Origin of the sequence: Candidatus Brocadia sp., from assembly GCA_021646415.1 — a bacterium.
Classification (GTDB): domain Bacteria; phylum Planctomycetota; class Brocadiia; order Brocadiales; family Brocadiaceae; genus Brocadia.
In genome coordinates, this window is record SOEU01000017.1 from 13204 (window position 1) to 30519 (window position 17316).

Annotated in this window: 19 protein-coding genes; all 19 read right to left on the minus strand. The window is 42.0% G+C overall.

Annotated features, from left to right (window positions below):
* Positions 1-424 precede the first annotated feature (424 nt).
* The gene (locus E3K36_13035) at positions 425-646 is read right to left on the minus strand and encodes a hypothetical protein (GenBank protein ID MCF6156136.1); all 222 of its coding nucleotides are present in this window, start codon (positions 644-646) and stop codon (positions 425-427) included.
* The gene (locus E3K36_13040) at positions 633-836 is read right to left on the minus strand and encodes a hypothetical protein (protein ID MCF6156137.1); all 204 of its coding nucleotides are present in this window, start codon (positions 834-836) and stop codon (positions 633-635) included. The genes E3K36_13035 and E3K36_13040 overlap by 14 nt, the downstream gene beginning before the upstream one ends.
* Before the next feature lie 147 nt (positions 837-983).
* Positions 984-1121 (minus strand): DUF1829 domain-containing protein, encoded by a 138-nt coding sequence (locus tag E3K36_13045; GenBank protein ID MCF6156138.1) that lies wholly within the window; start codon positions 1119-1121, stop codon positions 984-986.
* Between the two features lie 213 nt (positions 1122-1334).
* Positions 1335-2369, minus strand: a complete 1035-nt coding sequence (locus tag E3K36_13050; protein ID MCF6156139.1) for a DUF1016 domain-containing protein — start codon at positions 2367-2369, stop codon at positions 1335-1337.
* 266 nt (positions 2370-2635) lie between these two features.
* On the minus strand, positions 2636-3574 hold the full coding sequence (locus tag E3K36_13055; protein MCF6156140.1) for a DUF1016 domain-containing protein: 939 nt from the start codon (positions 3572-3574) through the stop codon (positions 2636-2638).
* Between the two features lie 71 nt (positions 3575-3645).
* Positions 3646-3951, minus strand: a complete 306-nt coding sequence (locus tag E3K36_13060; protein ID MCF6156141.1) for a DUF1829 domain-containing protein — start codon at positions 3949-3951, stop codon at positions 3646-3648.
* Between the two features lie 8 nt (positions 3952-3959).
* Entirely contained in the window at positions 3960-4259 is a 300-nt protein-coding gene (locus E3K36_13065) for a type II toxin-antitoxin system RelE/ParE family toxin (GenBank protein ID MCF6156142.1), read from the minus strand.
* Entirely contained in the window at positions 4256-4477 is a 222-nt protein-coding gene (locus tag E3K36_13070; protein ID MCF6156143.1) for an addiction module protein, read from the minus strand. Before E3K36_13070 ends, E3K36_13065 begins: the two co-directional genes overlap by 4 nt.
* Before the next feature lie 196 nt (positions 4478-4673).
* Positions 4674-5930, minus strand: coding sequence for a transcriptional regulator (locus E3K36_13075; protein ID MCF6156144.1), 1257 nt, complete (start codon positions 5928-5930; stop codon positions 4674-4676).
* A gap of 113 nt (positions 5931-6043) precedes the next feature.
* The gene (locus tag E3K36_13080) at positions 6044-8614 is read right to left on the minus strand and encodes a hypothetical protein (GenBank protein ID MCF6156145.1); all 2571 of its coding nucleotides are present in this window, start codon (positions 8612-8614) and stop codon (positions 6044-6046) included.
* A 2-nt stretch (positions 8615-8616) separates the two neighbouring features.
* Complete coding sequence (locus tag E3K36_13085) at positions 8617-9960, minus strand: site-specific DNA-methyltransferase (GenBank protein MCF6156146.1); 1344 nt, start codon at positions 9958-9960, stop codon at positions 8617-8619.
* A 15-nt stretch (positions 9961-9975) separates the two neighbouring features.
* Complete coding sequence (locus tag E3K36_13090) at positions 9976-10383, minus strand: site-specific DNA-methyltransferase (protein MCF6156147.1); 408 nt, start codon at positions 10381-10383, stop codon at positions 9976-9978.
* 257 nt (positions 10384-10640) lie between these two features.
* Positions 10641-11417 carry a DNA repair protein RadC gene (radC, locus tag E3K36_13095; GenBank protein ID MCF6156148.1) on the minus strand — a complete coding sequence of 259 codons (777 nt, stop codon included), beginning with the start codon at positions 11415-11417 and terminating at the stop codon, positions 10641-10643.
* 65 nt (positions 11418-11482) lie between these two features.
* The gene (locus tag E3K36_13100) at positions 11483-12595 is read right to left on the minus strand and encodes a DUF1016 domain-containing protein (protein MCF6156149.1); all 1113 of its coding nucleotides are present in this window, start codon (positions 12593-12595) and stop codon (positions 11483-11485) included.
* 193 nt (positions 12596-12788) lie between these two features.
* Positions 12789-13094 carry a DNA polymerase subunit beta gene (locus E3K36_13105; protein MCF6156150.1) on the minus strand — a complete coding sequence of 102 codons (306 nt, stop codon included), beginning with the start codon at positions 13092-13094 and terminating at the stop codon, positions 12789-12791.
* A 40-nt stretch (positions 13095-13134) separates the two neighbouring features.
* Complete coding sequence (locus tag E3K36_13110; protein ID MCF6156151.1) at positions 13135-13494, minus strand: hypothetical protein; 360 nt, start codon at positions 13492-13494, stop codon at positions 13135-13137.
* Between the two features lie 72 nt (positions 13495-13566).
* Positions 13567-13851, minus strand: coding sequence for a type II toxin-antitoxin system Phd/YefM family antitoxin (locus tag E3K36_13115; GenBank protein ID MCF6156152.1), 285 nt, complete (start codon positions 13849-13851; stop codon positions 13567-13569).
* A 120-nt stretch (positions 13852-13971) separates the two neighbouring features.
* Positions 13972-15042 (minus strand): phosphotransacetylase family protein, encoded by a 1071-nt coding sequence (locus tag E3K36_13120; GenBank protein MCF6156153.1) that lies wholly within the window; start codon positions 15040-15042, stop codon positions 13972-13974.
* A 147-nt stretch (positions 15043-15189) separates the two neighbouring features.
* Positions 15190-17313, minus strand: a complete 2124-nt coding sequence (locus E3K36_13125; GenBank protein ID MCF6156154.1) for a CoA-binding protein — start codon at positions 17311-17313, stop codon at positions 15190-15192.
* Positions 17314-17316 lie beyond the last annotated feature (3 nt).

Consider the following 17316-nt stretch of genomic DNA (forward strand, 5'->3'; position numbering starts at 1 on the left):
GTAAACGTCAAAATATTTATAGAATTGCAGGTTTTTTGTAATACCACATCAATCCGCATCTAAAAAACCTATCATACCTCATTCGTTATGTCTTAAACAGTAGAAAACTAAATTTTTTAGAGAGAATTTGTTAATTAAAAACTGCCAAACTTAAAATAGTTCAATAAACAGAAACTCGATTAAATTATCGTACCTCTTAATGCCAAAAACCCGCGTAAATAAAATGAACAATTCTATACAATCCAGTTATGCCTCAATATCCCGCAAGAACATTTTACTGTATTTTCAGTATTGTCGTACTATTTTTTGGAAATGAGATTGTTACAAAAACATTTTTCTCAAAGTCGTCTTTAGATTCACTATTTCTATGGGCTCTAGTGTACCCAATTGTTTAATAACGTATCTTTTTTCTATAGTTGCCAGTTTAGCAAGTCTGATATACGATTCTCCAAGAAGACCGCATTTTTTTCCATTGAAGGATTTTGTAATCAGTTTCTGTGGTGTATTCCTGCGTAGTTATCCTTGCAACAAGTACATCTTGATCGCCAGAATCATAAAGAACTATTGCAGGCCTTTTTGAGACATCCAGCAAATCAGTATGAGGAAATCCAATAAGGATAATATCTCCAAAATTATAGTTTGTCATAGATGAAATCTTTTTCTGAATAACCTTTTAGGAATTGTGTCATTGCAAAGTTATTCCACACTGCTTCCTCCTCATCAAGTAAAAGCATTACTCTTACTTTCGAGTCTGGTTTCAGCTTTTCCTTTAGATTTTCAAGGATAGATAAGTGCCCATCTGGCAAAACGTCTGCATAGTATTCATACGCTTTCATTGTTTGCCTCCGTAATTTTTTTAATTTTATATTGTCCAACTAATCATCTTTAACATCCACACCCACATCTCTGGAATAATCCGCCAGATGTGCCTTTCTGCCACTTGCCGTAAAGGCCACGCGCCTTCAAATGCCTCTATCTCTTTGTCAAGTAGGTTCGATTTCATAAGCCTTTAATGCATGTACGGTGTCAGGCATGATTTCTTTGTCCTGATCATTGAGCACAGCTAGAGCAGTCAAATTTTCTGACCTTATCTTTCTGGTATCATCCCAGGAAAAAATCATAGCAGAAACATCATTTTTGTGGGATGATTAATTGCCCTTAAAATCCTTTCCGGTTCTTTTTTTACTTTTTCCTTAAGCCAGTGCGCATAGGCTTCGGCAAGTTGATAGTAATCCAAGACACTCATACGAATAACCCTCTTTTTATACAGACATATCTTGTACATTGGAACATCTTATAAAATTTGGGTCTTCTGAGTTTTGTTGGGTAAATTTTCATGATTCCTGCTTTAATTCCTGCTGTATCGGCAGTTTCAGGTCCTGGACATCAGGAAGTTTTCCTTTGAACGCCTTGGGCAGTCTCTTTGTGAGGTAATATTCGGCCACCCCTATTGGTTTTTTGACACTGCGCAACGCATACTCAACTACTATGTTATCTTTATCCGCGCATAAAATAATGCCTACGGATGGATTCTCATCTTTCATCTTCACCTGTTCATCCAAAAGATGCAGATAAAAATCCATCTTCCCCGCGTATTCGGGTTCAAACCTGCCGGTTTTAAGTTCAAGCGCCACAAGACATTTAAGTTTTCGGTTGTAAAACAAGAGATCGATAAAATATTCATTATTACCCAATGTCAGGCGGTACTGATTGCCGATAAACGAAAATCCAAACCCAAGTTCTAATATGAATTGCTTTATTTTCTCCACAAGCCTCTTTTCCAGTTCTCGTTCCAAAACCGGCTTTGTGATGCCAAGAAAACCCAAGCAGTAAGCGCTCTTTATGGTTTCATCCGCCTGCTCGGCAAGATGCACGGACAGGGTTTTTGGAAAATTATGTATTTTATGTTTCAGGCTAAGTGGGTAAGCACCGGCTTTTATCTGGTTGAGAAGCACATTCCTTGACCAACCAAAATCACGAGACGATCTGATATAATATTCCCGTTCTTTATCATCGGTCAATTTCTCCATAATCAATAAATTATGTCCCCAGGGTATTTCTGCAACAAGCTGTTGCAGAAATGGCTTATCTTTATATTCCTCGTAAAATCTGCGCATATTCCAGAGGTTTCTTCCTGAAAAACCAACTGATTCCGGAAATGCCTCTCTCAAATCACGGGCAAGAGCTTCAACAATATTGTCGCCCCACGTATATTTTTTCTGCCTCTCTACAATTGCTTTGCCGATATCCCAGTATAATTTTATCAGCTTTTTATTAACCGACCGAACGGTCTGTATCCGCGCCGTAGCGATACGCGTTTTAATCTCGTTCAAGAAATTGAGATACTCTTTGCTTATAACGGTTTTCATTCCAATCTCCCAATCTTTCCGGCTTTAATCTTTTTTGAGTAACGACTCGGCGGAATTCTCGCCGGAGATTAAATCCTTGCGCCACTGTTCAGTCTGCTTGCCTTCAAACCCATCCGCCTGTTTTTCATTAAGCTGCCGGAGGAGTTCAATGATGTCTTCGATTGAGAAAGGTTTCATGTGATATCTTCCTCTCCCAACACCTCTGCAATAATTCTTTCAATACACCTTTCCGCCTCTTGCCACAGGAAACGCACGACTTCTATTTTTTATGAAATATCCTTTTTCAGCTTGAATTCCATCTCAACAAGCTCCTTCTCGCGGAGCAACTCGGCCTTTAGCTCATCTTCGGTGGGCAGGTAGGGGACGTATTTAGAGACAAATATCTGTTTCTGCCCTTCAGGAAGCGTGAATTTCACTATGGCATCATTTTTTCGGGCACAGAGAAGTATCCCGATTGGCTCGTTTTCGCCCTCAAGCATCTGCACACTTCTGTAATAATTTACGTACATCTGCATCTGTCCGATGTCTTGATGCGTCAACTTCCCAACCTTGAGGTCTATGAGAACAAAACTGCGGGTCAGTCTGTTGTAAAAGACAAGATCAATATAGAAATGATCACCGTCAAGAGTGATGCGCTGTTGCCGTGCCACAAACGAAAAACCCTTGCCAAGTTCAAGCAGAAATGTCTGGAGGTGGTTAATAAGTGCCTGTTCAAGGTCTTTTCCGGGATATTGCTCCCGTTTTTCCAGGCCGAGGAATTCAAGCACGTATGGGTCTTTTACAAGGTCGGAAGTCCTGTTTATCTCGTGTCCCTTTTTCGCAAGTTCGAGCACACCTTTTTTGTTCCTGCTCAATGCAAGGCGCTCGAAGAGCAGGGAGTTTATCTGCCGCTCAAGCTCTCTTGTGCTCCAGTTGCTGTTAATCGCCTCGTTTATATAAAACTCTCGTGTCTCCGGTTTTTCTATCTTCAATAAAAGTCTGTAATGTGTCCAGGTCAATTCTCCACGCAGTGCGTGGAGATTCTGGAAGGAAAGGTAAAATTGCCTCATATACCAAAGATTAGTTTTGTTAAACCCCTGACCGTATTCAATTGTCAGTCTTTTAGAAAGCTCTTCAATAAGTGCCGTGCCATATTCGGCTCTCTGCTTACCTTGCTGCTCCCCTTTCACAATGACTTTTTCAATATGCCAGTAAGCCTGCACCATTGCCGCCAAGTCTGAAACAAGTTTTTGTAAAAGTGCCGCTGACCCTATTTGGTGTTTTTGGTATTTATTCCCTAAGCAACAAGCTTTTCAATATATCCTTCCCGTTTACTCCATACAATCGGTTCGATTTCATAGGTCTTTAAGGCGTGTATAGCGTCAGGAGTAATTTCTTTGTCCTGGTCATTGAGTACAGCTATTGCAATCGAATTTTCTGATCGTATTTTTCTGGCATCGTCCCAGGAAAAAATCATAGCAGAAACGTTATTTTTTGTGGGATGATTAATTGCCCTCAAAATCCTTTCTGGTTCTTTTTTTACTTTTTCTTTAAGCCAGTGTGCATAGGTTTCTACAAGCTGATCGCAATCCAAAACGCTCATATGAGAAATTATTCATTCATTAGTCTGTCTGCCCAATATCGTGGTTCCCGATGCAAATGTGCAATCGCAATAATAACAATTGTATCGTTATCAACACCGTAAATAATTCCATATGGGAACCTTGAAAGTAAGCAGCGTCTGAGACCAGGTTCAATCTCCGGAGATGAAAGGGGATAAGCAACTATCCTTCTGACAGTCCGATCCAGATCGTCCAGAAACTGAGTTCCAGGCCCGATAGAGCGGGAATCGTACCCTGCAACGGCATCGTCAAGCTCACGTTGAGCAGGTTTTAGAAAGCGGATTTTCATCTGGTGCGATACTTTTCCATTACCTGTTCATAAGATACTGTTTCTAATTTGCCTGCCTTGTATGCCTGCCAGCGTTTTCGTGCCTCTCTCGCCCATACACGATCAATATCCGGGTCTGGTTTATCCAGTTGCATAAGAATTGAATCAACGAGTTCGAGCTTTTCAATATCCGACAAAGCTTGAATATTTTCCATCAGTTTATTTTTAATGGTTGCCATAATCTTATTTCCTCTCTCGTATGAATATCAAAATACCTTCCATGAGAATCAACCTTCATGAAATCATAGCGATATTAAATTTTTTATAGCATTGAACAGCGCACAAATGAGGGTATTTACCAATCATCTGTAACACCTTAGCTCTGTCATTTTACCTATTTAATTTTTTTAAATGACACAGCTAAGGTGTTGTTTATCAATGATTTTCGTTCTTATCTGTAACACATAGCTTTATCATTATAATCATTGTTTCGTTAGAAATACGTTCCAAATATTTTACAAACTTTTTATCCCTGACAACCGCATCAATTACTAGCTTTACGCAAAAATCTGTTGATCCGTTATAATCCGGAATTCCCTTACCTTCTCTGATGGTTTGCTTGAAAATTTTATCCACGCCCGGTCCCGATCTTTCGACAAAACCTATTTTTTGCAATACCTCAATGATCAGCCTATTTCTCGGTTTGCTGGCAACCTCAATAATATTTACAGGTGTTATTCCTGGCAAGAATCCGCCCGGGCTAATGATTTCAATTTTCGTTGGATATTGCTTGATGAAGGATGAACCCTGGTTCTTATAGTCTCGATGGCTAATAGCGTTTAATACGGCTTCCCTTATAACTTCTTCATTAAATGCCTTGATATCGAATACAAATAAGCCTTCCTGAATGGGGTATATTTCATTTCGACTATTTATCTTATCCCAGAGTTTGTCAAAATAAAGCAAGAAGGGTTCTCGAAAATCTACTCTATCCTGATATTCAATTGAAGAAATATCCTTCCGATATTCCCAAATGATTTCGGCATTTCTCAAATAACGATTAATTATTTCTTTTTTACCTGTTAGAATTATAGTGGCATAAGTTACTAAACTATCCACAATCAACCCTAAATCGATAAGTGCCTGTCGGTCTTCTAAACGTAAAATATCCGGATTACCTGATTTTTTACACCATAGTTCTTTTAACCGTTTTATCGCGTCTTTATCTAAATCTTCAAATTTAACACCATTACATACTTCAGCAGAAAAATCATCTTCGTATTCATTAAATATCTTCTTCAATGTTTGAGAATCCATCGGTACCAAACTTTGTCCGCTACGCATAAAGTATGCACCATTAAAAGCAATTGCCTCTCCCTTTGGGCGAGTAGGCACAGCAATAATAAGAACTCTTCTTCCATCCTGTTCAAGTTCCTCGACATCGATTCTAACCTTACGACTTACCTTTTGAGAATTTAAAACGTCGATCTTTAATTTTTCAATGTCGTTAAATACAGCAGTACCAACAATCTGTCTCTGATTGTTAACACCAAGAACAAGTTTGCCACCACCTTCATTGGACAAAGCGCATACATACTTAAGCAAATCCTCAAAGTGAAAATTGTTTTGTACGCTTTTAAATTCGATATGTTCGTTTTCTTTGCTTTGCAAAAGCTTTTGAAGATTAGTCATAACTGATAAATTTTTCTCCCCAAATATCGGCAATAATACGCTCGATGCACCTTTATGCCTCTTGGCGCAAGAGGCACACACACCTTTCAATGCTGTCGTACATGCGACAGTTATTATCTACCATTTGCCATAGCGTTACTCAACGCTACATCAAGTTCCGAGCGGAACCCGACGAGATCATTATTTTGTAATTTCTGGAAATACTTGTTGTAATCTTTGGGGGTCAAAAAATTGAACTGGTAACGAATATTGAGTTTCTCATGTTCCAACCATTTATTAAGGCGCTCAAAATGCGCAAGCGCATATTCATTCTTCTTGATATTCTCAGGAGAAGGGTCTGCTATCTCTTCATCGACCTTGATTTCAACGACAAAAATCATGTCTCCTTTTTTTAGAAAAAAATCCGGGCTAAACTCTCCACGCTTTGGATGTTCGCCTTTCTTCCATGCGTATTCTATAGGGTAAAACCTCTGAGGCGTATTTTTAATATAAGCATCTATTGCTTGGGCATTCTCTCTTTCGCAAAGCAGTCGGACGAACTTGCGTTCAGGCTTGGCATCTGCAATAACCAGATTCAGAGGCGTCTTAAAATCATGTGAGTTTTCTATGGCTTCACGACCACCCCTGAAATCGCCATCCGGGTCTAAAACCTCTCTAAAAAATTCGACCTGATCATCCGGAACAGAGGCTTCGCTATCAGGTCCAAAGAAAATAGTCTTATCACCCCTCCTGAGTTCTGCCGCACTGCAACTTTCGGGATGACGCTCTTTTGTATTTATGGTGATAAGGGCCTTTGAATTGAGTTTGTAAATCACACGTTTTGCCTTTTTCCGTTTCAGTGTACCAAGCGCCTGTAAGAATTTTTGCTTATTAGCTTCAGTGATTCGCCCTGTTCTAATCTTTGACCTTTTCAAAGATTCCTTGACTATCTGCTCCAAACGCTCTAAAGGGAACTTCTTTGTATAGTTGGTTCTGTCATGGGGGTCTTCAGCATCCTTTGATTCTTCATCAATGGATTGGAGTCTTCTGTACATCTGCTCTGCAACTTCTTCAATACTGTAAGTCTTATGCTCAATCCGGGTTTTGAATTTGTTATGCTCCCCGGACACAGCACGTTCAAAATCAATGGTAACATCCTCCGCCTCTACCTGAGTGGGCAAATCTACAAAGCCACCTTCCAGTAAACGGTATTCTCCTTTTTTCGTATATTCACTCATGTCTTCATCACGATCGTAATTGAGATTATGAATATCAAAATGATACGGGGAAGATACTATTACATCAGAAGACAAACGGCGCTCTATTTCCAATATTTCATTAACCAGATGCCTTATCCTGCCGGACCATGCATCATGATTAAAAACCGTTACTATCGGCTGTTCACCTTTCCAGCCGTCAGGAACTCTGAGACCCCGGCCAAGCACCTGAGCTATAAGGAGTTTACTGTTAAATGCCCTTTCCTCATGAGGCACAATCAAGAAGACATTTTTTACATCCCAGCCTTCGCTGAGCATAGATACAGAAGCAATCCATTCAACCTTACTTGCAGGGCTATCAACAACCCTTAGTTTTGCAACATTTGGCTGGTGCTCTTTGGCAGAAGTTACGGCTAACACTTTATTTTCCGCATCTTCTGGCGAAATACCTTCCCAATCCTGCAGGAATCCTTGCAGCTCCTCGGCAACCCGCTTACAGTCTGAGATTCCCTTTGTTACTATAATGGAGAGCGGCTTAATACCATATTTTTTTAATCTTCTTTTCCAATCCTTATGCCGGTTATGGATAAGCTGCCATTTTTCTTCCGCGTCATCTGTTTCAGGCATCTCAGCCACATATTCAACCTTTTTTACAAAACGGTCTTCAATGGCCTGCCGCAATGAATACCGGCTGACCACATCGGCAAAATATTCATCGCCGACATAGCAAGTGCCGGATACGCCAACTAAAATCCTAAATCCGTATTCAGGATTAAGCAAAAACTCCTTCCATCTCTTTGCCTTAGCGCCGGTCTCATTTGCAACATGATGTGCCTCATCGCTGAAAACAGCAACCCGTTCACCCTTTCCTATAAGACTGTCACGGATTGATGACTTTACATGCTCAAGGATTGCATGATAATTCTCCACGCATATTGAACTGTCAACAATAGTTTCAGAGGCGTTTATTATCTTTGGTGATTGTACTTTTACTCCGTTCGGCAATACATCCCGCAGATCGGAATTGCCGGCAAGTTCACGGAACTTTTCAAGCAAACCCGCTTCTATCGTATTCGATGGGCAACGAATGAGTACTCTATCCACCTCGCCTTCCGCAAGCAATATCGCAGCAAGTCCATACAGCACATAGCTCTTGCCGGTTCCGGTAGCAAGGTCTATTGAGCAGGACAGTTGATCCGGCAACTGCAGATGCCGCTCCATGCCTGCCCATGAGCCGTAACGCTGCTGAATCTCATCATTGCTTTCAAAATTCTCCTTTGCAAGTTCACGAAGGTTCGCATATTTGCTGCCAAGAAGATACCTCAACGTTGTTCGGATGGCTTCTTTCTGATATTCCCGCATCCCGCAAAGTTCATCAAGGAATGCTTCGTATTTAGTCTCATCCCATACAGTGGGATCAATATTCGTTGAGACCTTAAGGACAAGGTCTTCATTTTTGAAGGTTTTCCGGTCGCCGCGCGTGGTCATGCTTACTGTTTCCCCTTTTTTTTCTTTGGCGAAGTAATTCCGAACTGCTCTGGCTCAATAACAACCCGCGCCTCATTGCCATAAATATCAATAAAGACCGCCATTATCTTTTTGCCTATCGAATCAATGGGAAAGGTAAGCGCCCATCCAGCTTTTTCAAGCGCATCGGCATAAAAGACGGCATCAAGGTCAAAGACCTGTGAATTATCATCAAAGTCGTAATCCAGCATAGCCATTGAAAGTGTCTCCAGATTTCCTTTTTTGCGCATAGGCTCTCTGACAACCGCTTCACTCTTGAAGGTCTTGATTTTAATATATGCCGTATCCTGAGATTCACCTTTTCCTTTTCTTACGCCACACTCAAACTTTAATTCCGGTGTCCTGATGAAATCAAAGCCGACAGCTTCAACCGTATCATTGACCGCCATTTCATCCGAAGGCTGTTTCAGGCAGGTAAACTCCCGCTGATGAAGCTCGTTAATAATAGAATACGGTATTCGTAAGGCATAATAACGAACACTGCCTAATGTTATGTAGTCTTGCTGAAAGTCAAATGTCAAAGCAGGTGCTATGATGAAAAGCCTATTGCCGATACGCGTGCCAAGCGCTTCATGAAGGCTCTCTATTGTTTCTTCATCAATTCTCACACCCTTCTCCTTCATGTGATTAAAGATGAGGACACTTGCGCTTTTCAGATAGCCGTCAAGCCTAATGCCACCAATAGTATGAGGCTCATCTCGGCATTGGAAAAGCTGTAGGGCAAAAAACCTCCACGAATCCCATGAAAGTTCTTTCAGCTTTGAAAAGTCATAAAGACCAGCATTATAGAGGGTAAATGGCTTGCATTGCTTGCCATATTTCTTTCTGGGATTTTCTAAATCCATACTTTCAGTAATATTCAAAAGACGTTTCTGCATTGTATAAATTGCCAACTTGCCGCAGTCCACACCAATCCAGCGTCTGCCGAGTTTTTCAGCAATGGCAAGTGTAGTCCCTGAACCTGCAAAACAGTCAAGGACAATATCGCCTAGTTCCGTTCCAGCCTCAATAATCAAAGATAGCAGATCCTCAGGTTTTTCTGTTGGGTATTCAGTGATTTTTGTTTGCGTAATTACATCGCTATTCCACACATCGCCTCTCGAAACATATTTAGCATCCGGTGATGTAATCTTCTTTAATACCTCTTCTTTTGTTTCTGTTGGGTTATCGCTAACATAGGTTTTTTTCCCTATACCTGCATCTACTTCCCACTGAGCAGGCTGTCGTCCCATGCGACCACGAGTATAGTACCAACCATTTGAATCTTTCTCTATTCCTTTGACCGTTGAAAGTTTGTACGGACCCAAGAGCGGTTTCCAAAGTCATTCAGACCTCTGTCGTGCGTAGATAAGAAGATTTTGATATTCAGTCGGTATGGCAGAGCCAGACGCATGTGACCGTGAACTTCCTCCCTCTCTTCCCTTATGCCAAATAATTTCGTTAATAAAGTTTTCCTCACCAAAAACTTCATCGCAGACAACTTTTATGTAATGCATCTTTCGGGGGTCGAGATGAATTACTATATTTCCATTTATAGACAAAAGATCACGAAGCATAACCAACCGACGCCGAATGAATTCAACAAATCGCGCACCAGCCACCTTGTCTTGATATGCCTTCTGATCCTGGCTTCCTTTGAATTCCTGCTTCGTTGCAAACGGTGGATCAATATAAATGAGTCTCACGCCGGGCGTGCCGTCTGCGTTGCATAGCCTTCCGACCTTTTTCATCTCCAAGAGTGATTTCATTACCTGAAGGTTATCGCCGAAGATGAGCATATTAGACCAGTCACCGTTACTTCCAAAAGTCCGCACAGGCTGCAAAGGCACGGCCAGCGTATTGGCAAGGATGTCTTCTTCCCGTTCCTTGCCGTAATAGACAAGCTCGTATTCCCGTTTCTCTGGAGGGAAAAGGATTCTTACCCATTCTGGAGAAAGTTCCTCACCCTTTTCAAGTAATCTGATGATTTCCTGCCGCTGCTCAGGCGTCATAATGACGACTCCTTAATTTTCATTTGTTTTCTTTTTGCCGGATACGGAGAAAAAGATTCCAGTTCCAGTTCGTCAAGCAGCCCGCTATCTGCAAAGCTGTACGTTGTTTCTTCTCCAACAATAATGTGATCCAATATCTTCATGCCAAGCGGCCGTGTAGCTGAAATTATATCACGGGTCAGTATTATATCTGATTCGCTCGGATCAATTGCCCCGGAAGGATGGTTATGCGCTGCTATCAGACTGCTTGCATTTGTCCGCAGGGCATGGGTAATTATGTTCCTTACAGGTGGTTTGACACCATCAACATCACCTTGCGCAATAAGCACATCATCAAGCAGACGATTTTGACGATTCAGATAAAGAATCCTAAAATACTCATCGGGTAAACCTCTTAACCGCTCCTTCACATATTCACCTGCCTGCGCAGTGCCTTTTATCTGAATGCGTTTCTTGCCATCCGGCAGAGAAACACGCCTTGCAATTTCCATTGCTGCCGCCAGTTGAGCGGCCTTTGCACCCTTTAAACCCTTAACATCGAGCATCGCAGATAACGGCGCCTCTGCCATTGCCCGCAATGAGCCAAATTGTTTCATAAGGTTGCGACCCAATTCAACAGCATTAGTCCCCTGAAACCCAACTCTAACCAGGATCGCAATCAATTCTGCATCGGTCAATGAGTGCGGTCCTCTGCTTAGCAATCGTTCTCTTGGCCGCTCCTCAACAGGCCACGAAACAATACCTTTTGACTTCCCCTTAGTTTGATTTCTCATAACTCTTAATAATTATTAAATCCGTATCCGTCTCCTCGTTGGTTCCGGGTGTTTATCTGAATACCTTATTTCTTGCCTTTTGATTTTGACAGCTTAAGCTCTATTTCAAGCATTCTTTTTTCACGCTCTAACTCCTCTTTCAACTCTTTTTCAGTAGGCAGGTATAGCTTGTACTTTGAGGCAAAGATCGTCTTGCTGTCTTTTAGCAGAGTATATTTTGCCATTGCCTCGTTCTTCTGAGCGCAAAGTATCAGTCCAATGGTAGGATTATCCTCGGGCTGTCTGATCTCTTTCTCAAAGTACCGCACATAAAAGTCCATCTGCCCGATGTCCTGATGCGTCAGCTTACCGACTTTCAGGTCAATTATAACAAAACACTTCAATATGTAATTGTAAAAAACAAGGTCAATATAATAGTATTCGTCTTCAACGGTTATCCTTTTCTGGCGGGCGATAAAAGAAAAACCCTTGCCAAGTTCGAGAAGGAAGTTATGAAGCTTATCAATCAGACCATGCTCAAGGTCGGTCTCAAGATATTTTTTGCTTTCCTTCATACCAAGGAATTCGAGGACATAGGGATCTTTGATGATGTCGTTTGGTGACGGTCCCGGTTCAAGTTTTTTTATCTCTGATCTGACAATGTTTTTGTTACGGCTTGAAAGAAGACGTTCGTAATAGAAGGAATTTATCTGCCGCTCAAGCTGACGGGTAGACCAGTTGCCTGTTATGCATTCATCCACATAGAACTTTCTTACATCAGGCCGTTCAACCTTCAGAAGCAAACGATAGTGCGTCCATGAAAGTTCCGGGCGGACTACTGGCAACTCGTCACGCAGTGCGTGGCTTTTTTGCGCATGTGAAGATATGTGACGCACTGCGTCATATATCTCTATGGCTGAAGATTGTGAACGCACTGCGTTCACAATTTCAAAGGAAAGATAAAACAGGCGCATATAACGAAGGTTGCTCGGATCAAAGCCCTTACCAAACTCTTTGGCAAGACGCTCCGACAGCTCCTTTAAAAGATATTCTCCATATTGTGCCCTTGCTTTGCCTTTCTGTTCTTCCTCGACAATCTCTCTGCCGATATGCCAGTATGCCTGAACCATAGCAAAATTCACAGCGCGATAAGCGCTACCTCTTGCAGCCTCAAGAATCTCCCTGACACGGCTATAAATTGATTCAACTGTTTTTGTGTCTTCTAATTGTTTTTTCAAATCCGTATCTGTCTCCTCGTTTGTTCCATAACAAATTAATAAACAAAGGTTGTTATTCTTCAATCTCAGGTGGCAAGGACGGCAATAGCGGTTTGATTAACTCAATTAGCTCTGGTAATTCAGCATGTCTCAAAGATACGCAGCGTCGCGGTCTTCAGATTGCATAGATAACCTCTTTTGAACGCAAAATAGAATGCCTGCGGAACGGATTACGTAGCGCTGCCTTTTCAACCAAATCTACCTCACGTCCGAAGATCTCCTTTAGTTCCTCCTGCATGCGGACGGAGTCAAAAAGGCTCCATTGTGCATCTTCTGTAAAGCTTACCAGTACATCAATGTCACTATCTGGGCGGAAATTTCTATTTAAAACAGACCCAAAGAGGGCGAGTTCGGTAATCTTCCACTTACGGCAGAAGTTTGCTATCTTTTGTTGAGATATCGCTATGTTGCGTTTTGCCATACTCTATAATTCTAATGGCTGGAAATATCTGGCTATGTTTCTATTTATAAACCACAGGATTTATACTATTCTGGTTTTCAGAACTGGCAGCGTTAAGTAAGTTTATATCGGCGGCTACAAAAGCAACCTCATCATTTATTGTATCTTTCAGCCACAACGCTGAAGATAAATGAATGCTATCGGCTCCCCACAGATAATGTTTCTCAATTAAACGTTTTATAATTGGCAGGAGTTCTTCGTGAATATCCAAGATAGTAAAGCAATCCCAGTCGGATTCAAAATCTTTCAATATTTCTTTCAATTTGTTGTTTGTAATATCTCCGACTCTGAATTGCCTTACAAAGGTAGATAATATTTCCGGATAGGTTAGTCTGGATGTTGTAACTATAGAACTTCGCATAATAGTGACTATGTTCTCAGAGCCTTCTTCTGCAACGTATTTTTTTGATCAAAGCGCTCGTGTCTAAATATATCACCTTCTTTCCTCGAGAACAGTTTCAGAAATGGGTTTACCTTTTACCTTTACGGGTCTGAAAGGCGTTAACCCAGTCCCCTTTCTGGGAAGCCTTATTTTTCCCTGTTTTGCCAGTAATGCAAGTTTTTCATCAAACCCTGCATTTTTTTCTATTTTATCAACACTGTGAAGCACTGCAATAGGGGTGCCTCTATCTGTTACGATAATTCTATCTCCTTCCTTAGTAAGACCCAGATAGTACGTTAGTCTGTTCTTCAACTCTCTGATACCTACAATGTGCATAATTATCTCTTTTTTAGTAAGTTTTTCACCTCCCCTGTATCCCCTCCTTACGAAGGAGGGGATACAGGGGAGGTTATTTTGGTTGCGGTTTCGCTGCGTTAAGAAATGCTGTGGAAATATTTATTTCGGTAACCCCAATTGCGCATAGATAGTCTTAAAATCTATTTCTCTCGCCACCACTTCTGCGGCGCGTTGTATCTTAGACTTTGAATGCAGGCTCACGTACCCTGAGAGGTTTTCGCAAGCCTCCAGTGTCGTTGCAGTATCCGATCTTACTATGACAATTGGTACGCCAATTTCCTCAGCACGTCCCAGGATAGAGGCATTTGGATAGAGTTCACCCGTAAGAATAAGGCACTTCGTAGGGGTTTCGAGGGCAGCCAATTGGATATCACTCCGATCACCTCCGGTAATGACGGCCTTGTTTGGGACCTTTCGGAAATAACTCAAGGCGCTCTCGACATTCATCGCCCCGATCATGAAATGTTCAATCAATTCATCTATCTTATCCTCGCAACAGAGAACGGTTCCGTTAATGGTGTTGACGATTTCCCGGATTGATACTGCACCAAGGATCGGGTCTTTGGGGATAATTCCCAGGGTAGTAATACCGTGGTTTTTAAGAAAGGGAACAAGGAGTTCGCGTATATAATCTAACTTTGTTGAGGGGACCAAATTAAACACAACACCCAGCAATTGATCCCCTAACATCTTTGATGCATAGATAAATCCGTCAAGGGTGTCAATATAAGCCTGGAATTTATCCACGAAGATTACTTTTGCATGTGTTTCTTTGATAAAATCTAATTCCGAAAACTGCAGACACGTACCACCCGACAGCCTTCCCACCCCCCGTGCAATCATGATGTCCTTTCCCTGGGAGGCAAGATTGAAGGCTGCCAGCGTCTTCTGACGAATATTCAGTTCCTCGCCACGTATCAGGCGCCCAATAATTTCATCCGTTAACACCACAGGGCAAATGGACTGGAGCGGCTCATCGACTTCCAATGCCTTTGAAAGGAAGACGGCATCCTCATCAGTAAGTATGTCTTCAATAAGAACCGGTGAAAATCCGATTGGTTTAAAGTATCCGGTGTTGTATCCGTCTCTCTTGAATTTTAATCCTAAGCCGAGACAAATTAAGTTCTTTCCGGAAAAGGGCGAAACTGAGGCAATAAATACGGGTATCATAATAACCCCCTTTTATACAGTAATACTATAAGTGAAAACATATTTATTAACAAGTTTCCGATAACTGTTCAGCTTGCTTGGATAAGTAAGCAGGAGGCGGCGGGCTGTAAACAATTCTCATTTGCTGATTTGCTTACGGCCTACTCGCTACTGTCCTTTTTGGTTGTGATTTGCCGCTGTCTGCGATATCGTCATGCGCGCATCTATGGCCATGGCGCCTCCTCCTTCAGGGAAAACAACCAAGGGATTTATATCCATTTCCAGGATCTCGGGAAAATCTGTTACCAGCTGAGAAAGCCTTAAAATACTATCAACAAGGGCATTTATATCCACGGGTCTTTCTCCGCGCACACCTTTTAACAGTGGAAGAGATCGAATTTCATGGATCATCTCTTCTGCTTCATTGGGTCCAATGGGTGCTATCCGGAATGTTACGTCTTTTAGCACTTCTATATAAATACCGCCAAGTCCAAACATCAATAGGGGACCAAACTGTGGATCGCGGGACATCCCGAGGATTACCTCTTTGCCACCCGTAATCATCTGTTGCACCAGAACGCCCTTTATTTCTGCGGAAGGCATAAGCCTCCGCGCCTTTTGGGTAATGTCAGAAAAAAACCTCCTGACCGCTGTCGCATCTTTTATTCCGATTCTTACTCCGCCAAAATCAGATTTATGAAGGATGTCCGGTGAAGAAATCTTAGCAACAACCGGATATCCGATCTCTTCCGCAGCCTGCGCTGCCTCTGTTCCTGTGGTAGCAAGAATACTTTTTGGAATTTTGAAACCGTAGACCGAAATAACCTGTTTTGCCTCATCTTCGCACAAATATTGATGCCCCATTTGCCTTATTTTTTCAAAGATTGATGCCACCTTCTCTTTTTGAATACTTATTTTTTTTGTTTTTGATATAGGTTTTTTTTGCCATAAGGTGTATTTATACATCGCCTCGACGGCTGATATTGCGCGCTCAGGGAATGGATAATTAGGTACTTTTCTCTGTTGCATAACTTTTAAACCCGCTCCAATCCGTTTGCCACCCATGAAGGAGGTTGCGATGGGTTTGTCGGTACGGTTTGCAATCTCGCCTATTACCTCTGCCGTCTTCTCTATTTCCGTCATGGTTTGAGGCGTCAAAATGACAAGAATTGCATCCACGTTGGGGTCTTCTATTACTTTTTCGATAACAAATTTATACCGGTCGGCCTTTGCGTCTCCCAGCACGTCGACAGGGTTATATACATTTGCCATAGCGGGTAAGGAGGCGCGGAGGAGTTTTATGGTGCTCTTTGAAAATGCCGCCATTTTCAGTTTTGACCGTTCCACCGCATCTGCCGCAATAATTCCTGGTCCGCCAGCATTTGTGATCAATGCCATGCGTGGTCCTTTGGGTAGCGGTTGATGGCTGAATATTCTGGCAAAGTCAAAGAGTTCTTCAACTGTTTTTGCACGCAAAATTCCCGATTGTTTAAATGCCGTATCAAAGGCATTTTCAGCGCCGGCCAATGTCCCCGTATGCGATGAGGCTGCCTTTGCGCCTGCCGTCGTACCCCCGGATTTTACTACAATCATGGGTTTTTTTTTCGTGATTTTATTTGCGGCATTCATAAATGCCATCCCGTTTTTTACCCCTTCTAAGTACCCAAGAACGACTTTCGTATGGACATCCTCATCGATAACTTGTATAAGATCCACCTCATCAATGTCGGTCTTATTTCCCATGCTGATAAATTTGGAAAATCCTATACGTTCGTTCACTGCCCAGTCCAAAACTGAAGTGCAAAGTGCTCCTGATTGGGAAACGAACGCAATATTGCCCTGTTCGGGCATATCGGCAGCAAAAGAGGCATTGAGGAATGATTGTGTATCGATCAACCCAAGACAGTTTGGTCCGAGCATGCGTATCGAATGTTGTTTGATTTTCTGATGTAATTCCCGCTCTCTTGATGCACCGTCAATACCACTTTCTTTAAAGCCGGCACTGATAACAATAATCGAATCAATCCCTTTGGCGCTGCATTCGTCTATCACTTTCAGCACATGCGGAGCGGGTACAACAACTACCGCAAGATCAATCGTGCCGCTGATTTCCTTAAGGCTTGTGTATGTCTTGATGCCCAGGATATTATCTGCATAAGGATTTACCGGATAGACCTTCCCTTTGTATCCATAAGTGACCAGATTTTTGAGTAAATCGTATCCTACCTTGCCCTCTTCACGGGAGGCACCAATAACAGCAACTGTTCCTGGTGAGAAGAAATGTTCTAGCATTCG

Excerpts from the sequence above, each read along its gene's own strand:
- E3K36_13035 (MCF6156136.1), bottom strand. The coding sequence starts at position 646 with ATGACAAACTATAATTTTGGAGATATTATCCTTATTGGATTTCCTCAT.
- E3K36_13040 (MCF6156137.1), bottom strand. The coding sequence starts at position 836 with ATGAAAGCGTATGAATACTATGCAGACGTTTTGCCAGATGGGCACTTA.
- E3K36_13045 (MCF6156138.1), bottom strand. The coding sequence starts at position 1,121 with ATGATTTTTTCCTGGGATGATACCAGAAAGATAAGGTCAGAAAATTTG.
- E3K36_13050 (MCF6156139.1), bottom strand. The coding sequence starts at position 2,369 with ATGAAAACCGTTATAAGCAAAGAGTATCTCAATTTCTTGAACGAGATT.
- E3K36_13055 (MCF6156140.1), bottom strand. The coding sequence starts at position 3,574 with ATGGTGCAGGCTTACTGGCATATTGAAAAAGTCATTGTGAAAGGGGAG.
- E3K36_13060 (MCF6156141.1), bottom strand. The coding sequence starts at position 3,951 with ATGAGCGTTTTGGATTGCGATCAGCTTGTAGAAACCTATGCACACTGG.
- E3K36_13065 (MCF6156142.1), bottom strand. The coding sequence starts at position 4,259 with ATGAAAATCCGCTTTCTAAAACCTGCTCAACGTGAGCTTGACGATGCC.
- E3K36_13070 (MCF6156143.1), bottom strand. The coding sequence starts at position 4,477 with ATGGCAACCATTAAAAATAAACTGATGGAAAATATTCAAGCTTTGTCG.
- E3K36_13075 (MCF6156144.1), bottom strand. The coding sequence starts at position 5,930 with ATGACTAATCTTCAAAAGCTTTTGCAAAGCAAAGAAAACGAACATATC.
- E3K36_13080 (MCF6156145.1), bottom strand. The coding sequence starts at position 8,614 with ATGACCACGCGCGGCGACCGGAAAACCTTCAAAAATGAAGACCTTGTC.
- E3K36_13090 (MCF6156147.1), bottom strand. The coding sequence starts at position 10,383 with ATGAAAAAGGTCGGAAGGCTATGCAACGCAGACGGCACGCCCGGCGTG.
- radC (MCF6156148.1), bottom strand. The coding sequence starts at position 11,417 with ATGAGAAATCAAACTAAGGGGAAGTCAAAAGGTATTGTTTCGTGGCCT.
- E3K36_13105 (MCF6156150.1), bottom strand. The coding sequence starts at position 13,094 with ATGGCAAAACGCAACATAGCGATATCTCAACAAAAGATAGCAAACTTC.
- E3K36_13110 (MCF6156151.1), bottom strand. The coding sequence starts at position 13,494 with ATGCGAAGTTCTATAGTTACAACATCCAGACTAACCTATCCGGAAATA.
- E3K36_13115 (MCF6156152.1), bottom strand. The coding sequence starts at position 13,851 with ATGCACATTGTAGGTATCAGAGAGTTGAAGAACAGACTAACGTACTAT.
- E3K36_13120 (MCF6156153.1), bottom strand. The coding sequence starts at position 15,042 with ATGATACCCGTATTTATTGCCTCAGTTTCGCCCTTTTCCGGAAAGAAC.
- E3K36_13125 (MCF6156154.1), bottom strand. The coding sequence starts at position 17,313 with ATGCTAGAACATTTCTTCTCACCAGGAACAGTTGCTGTTATTGGTGCC.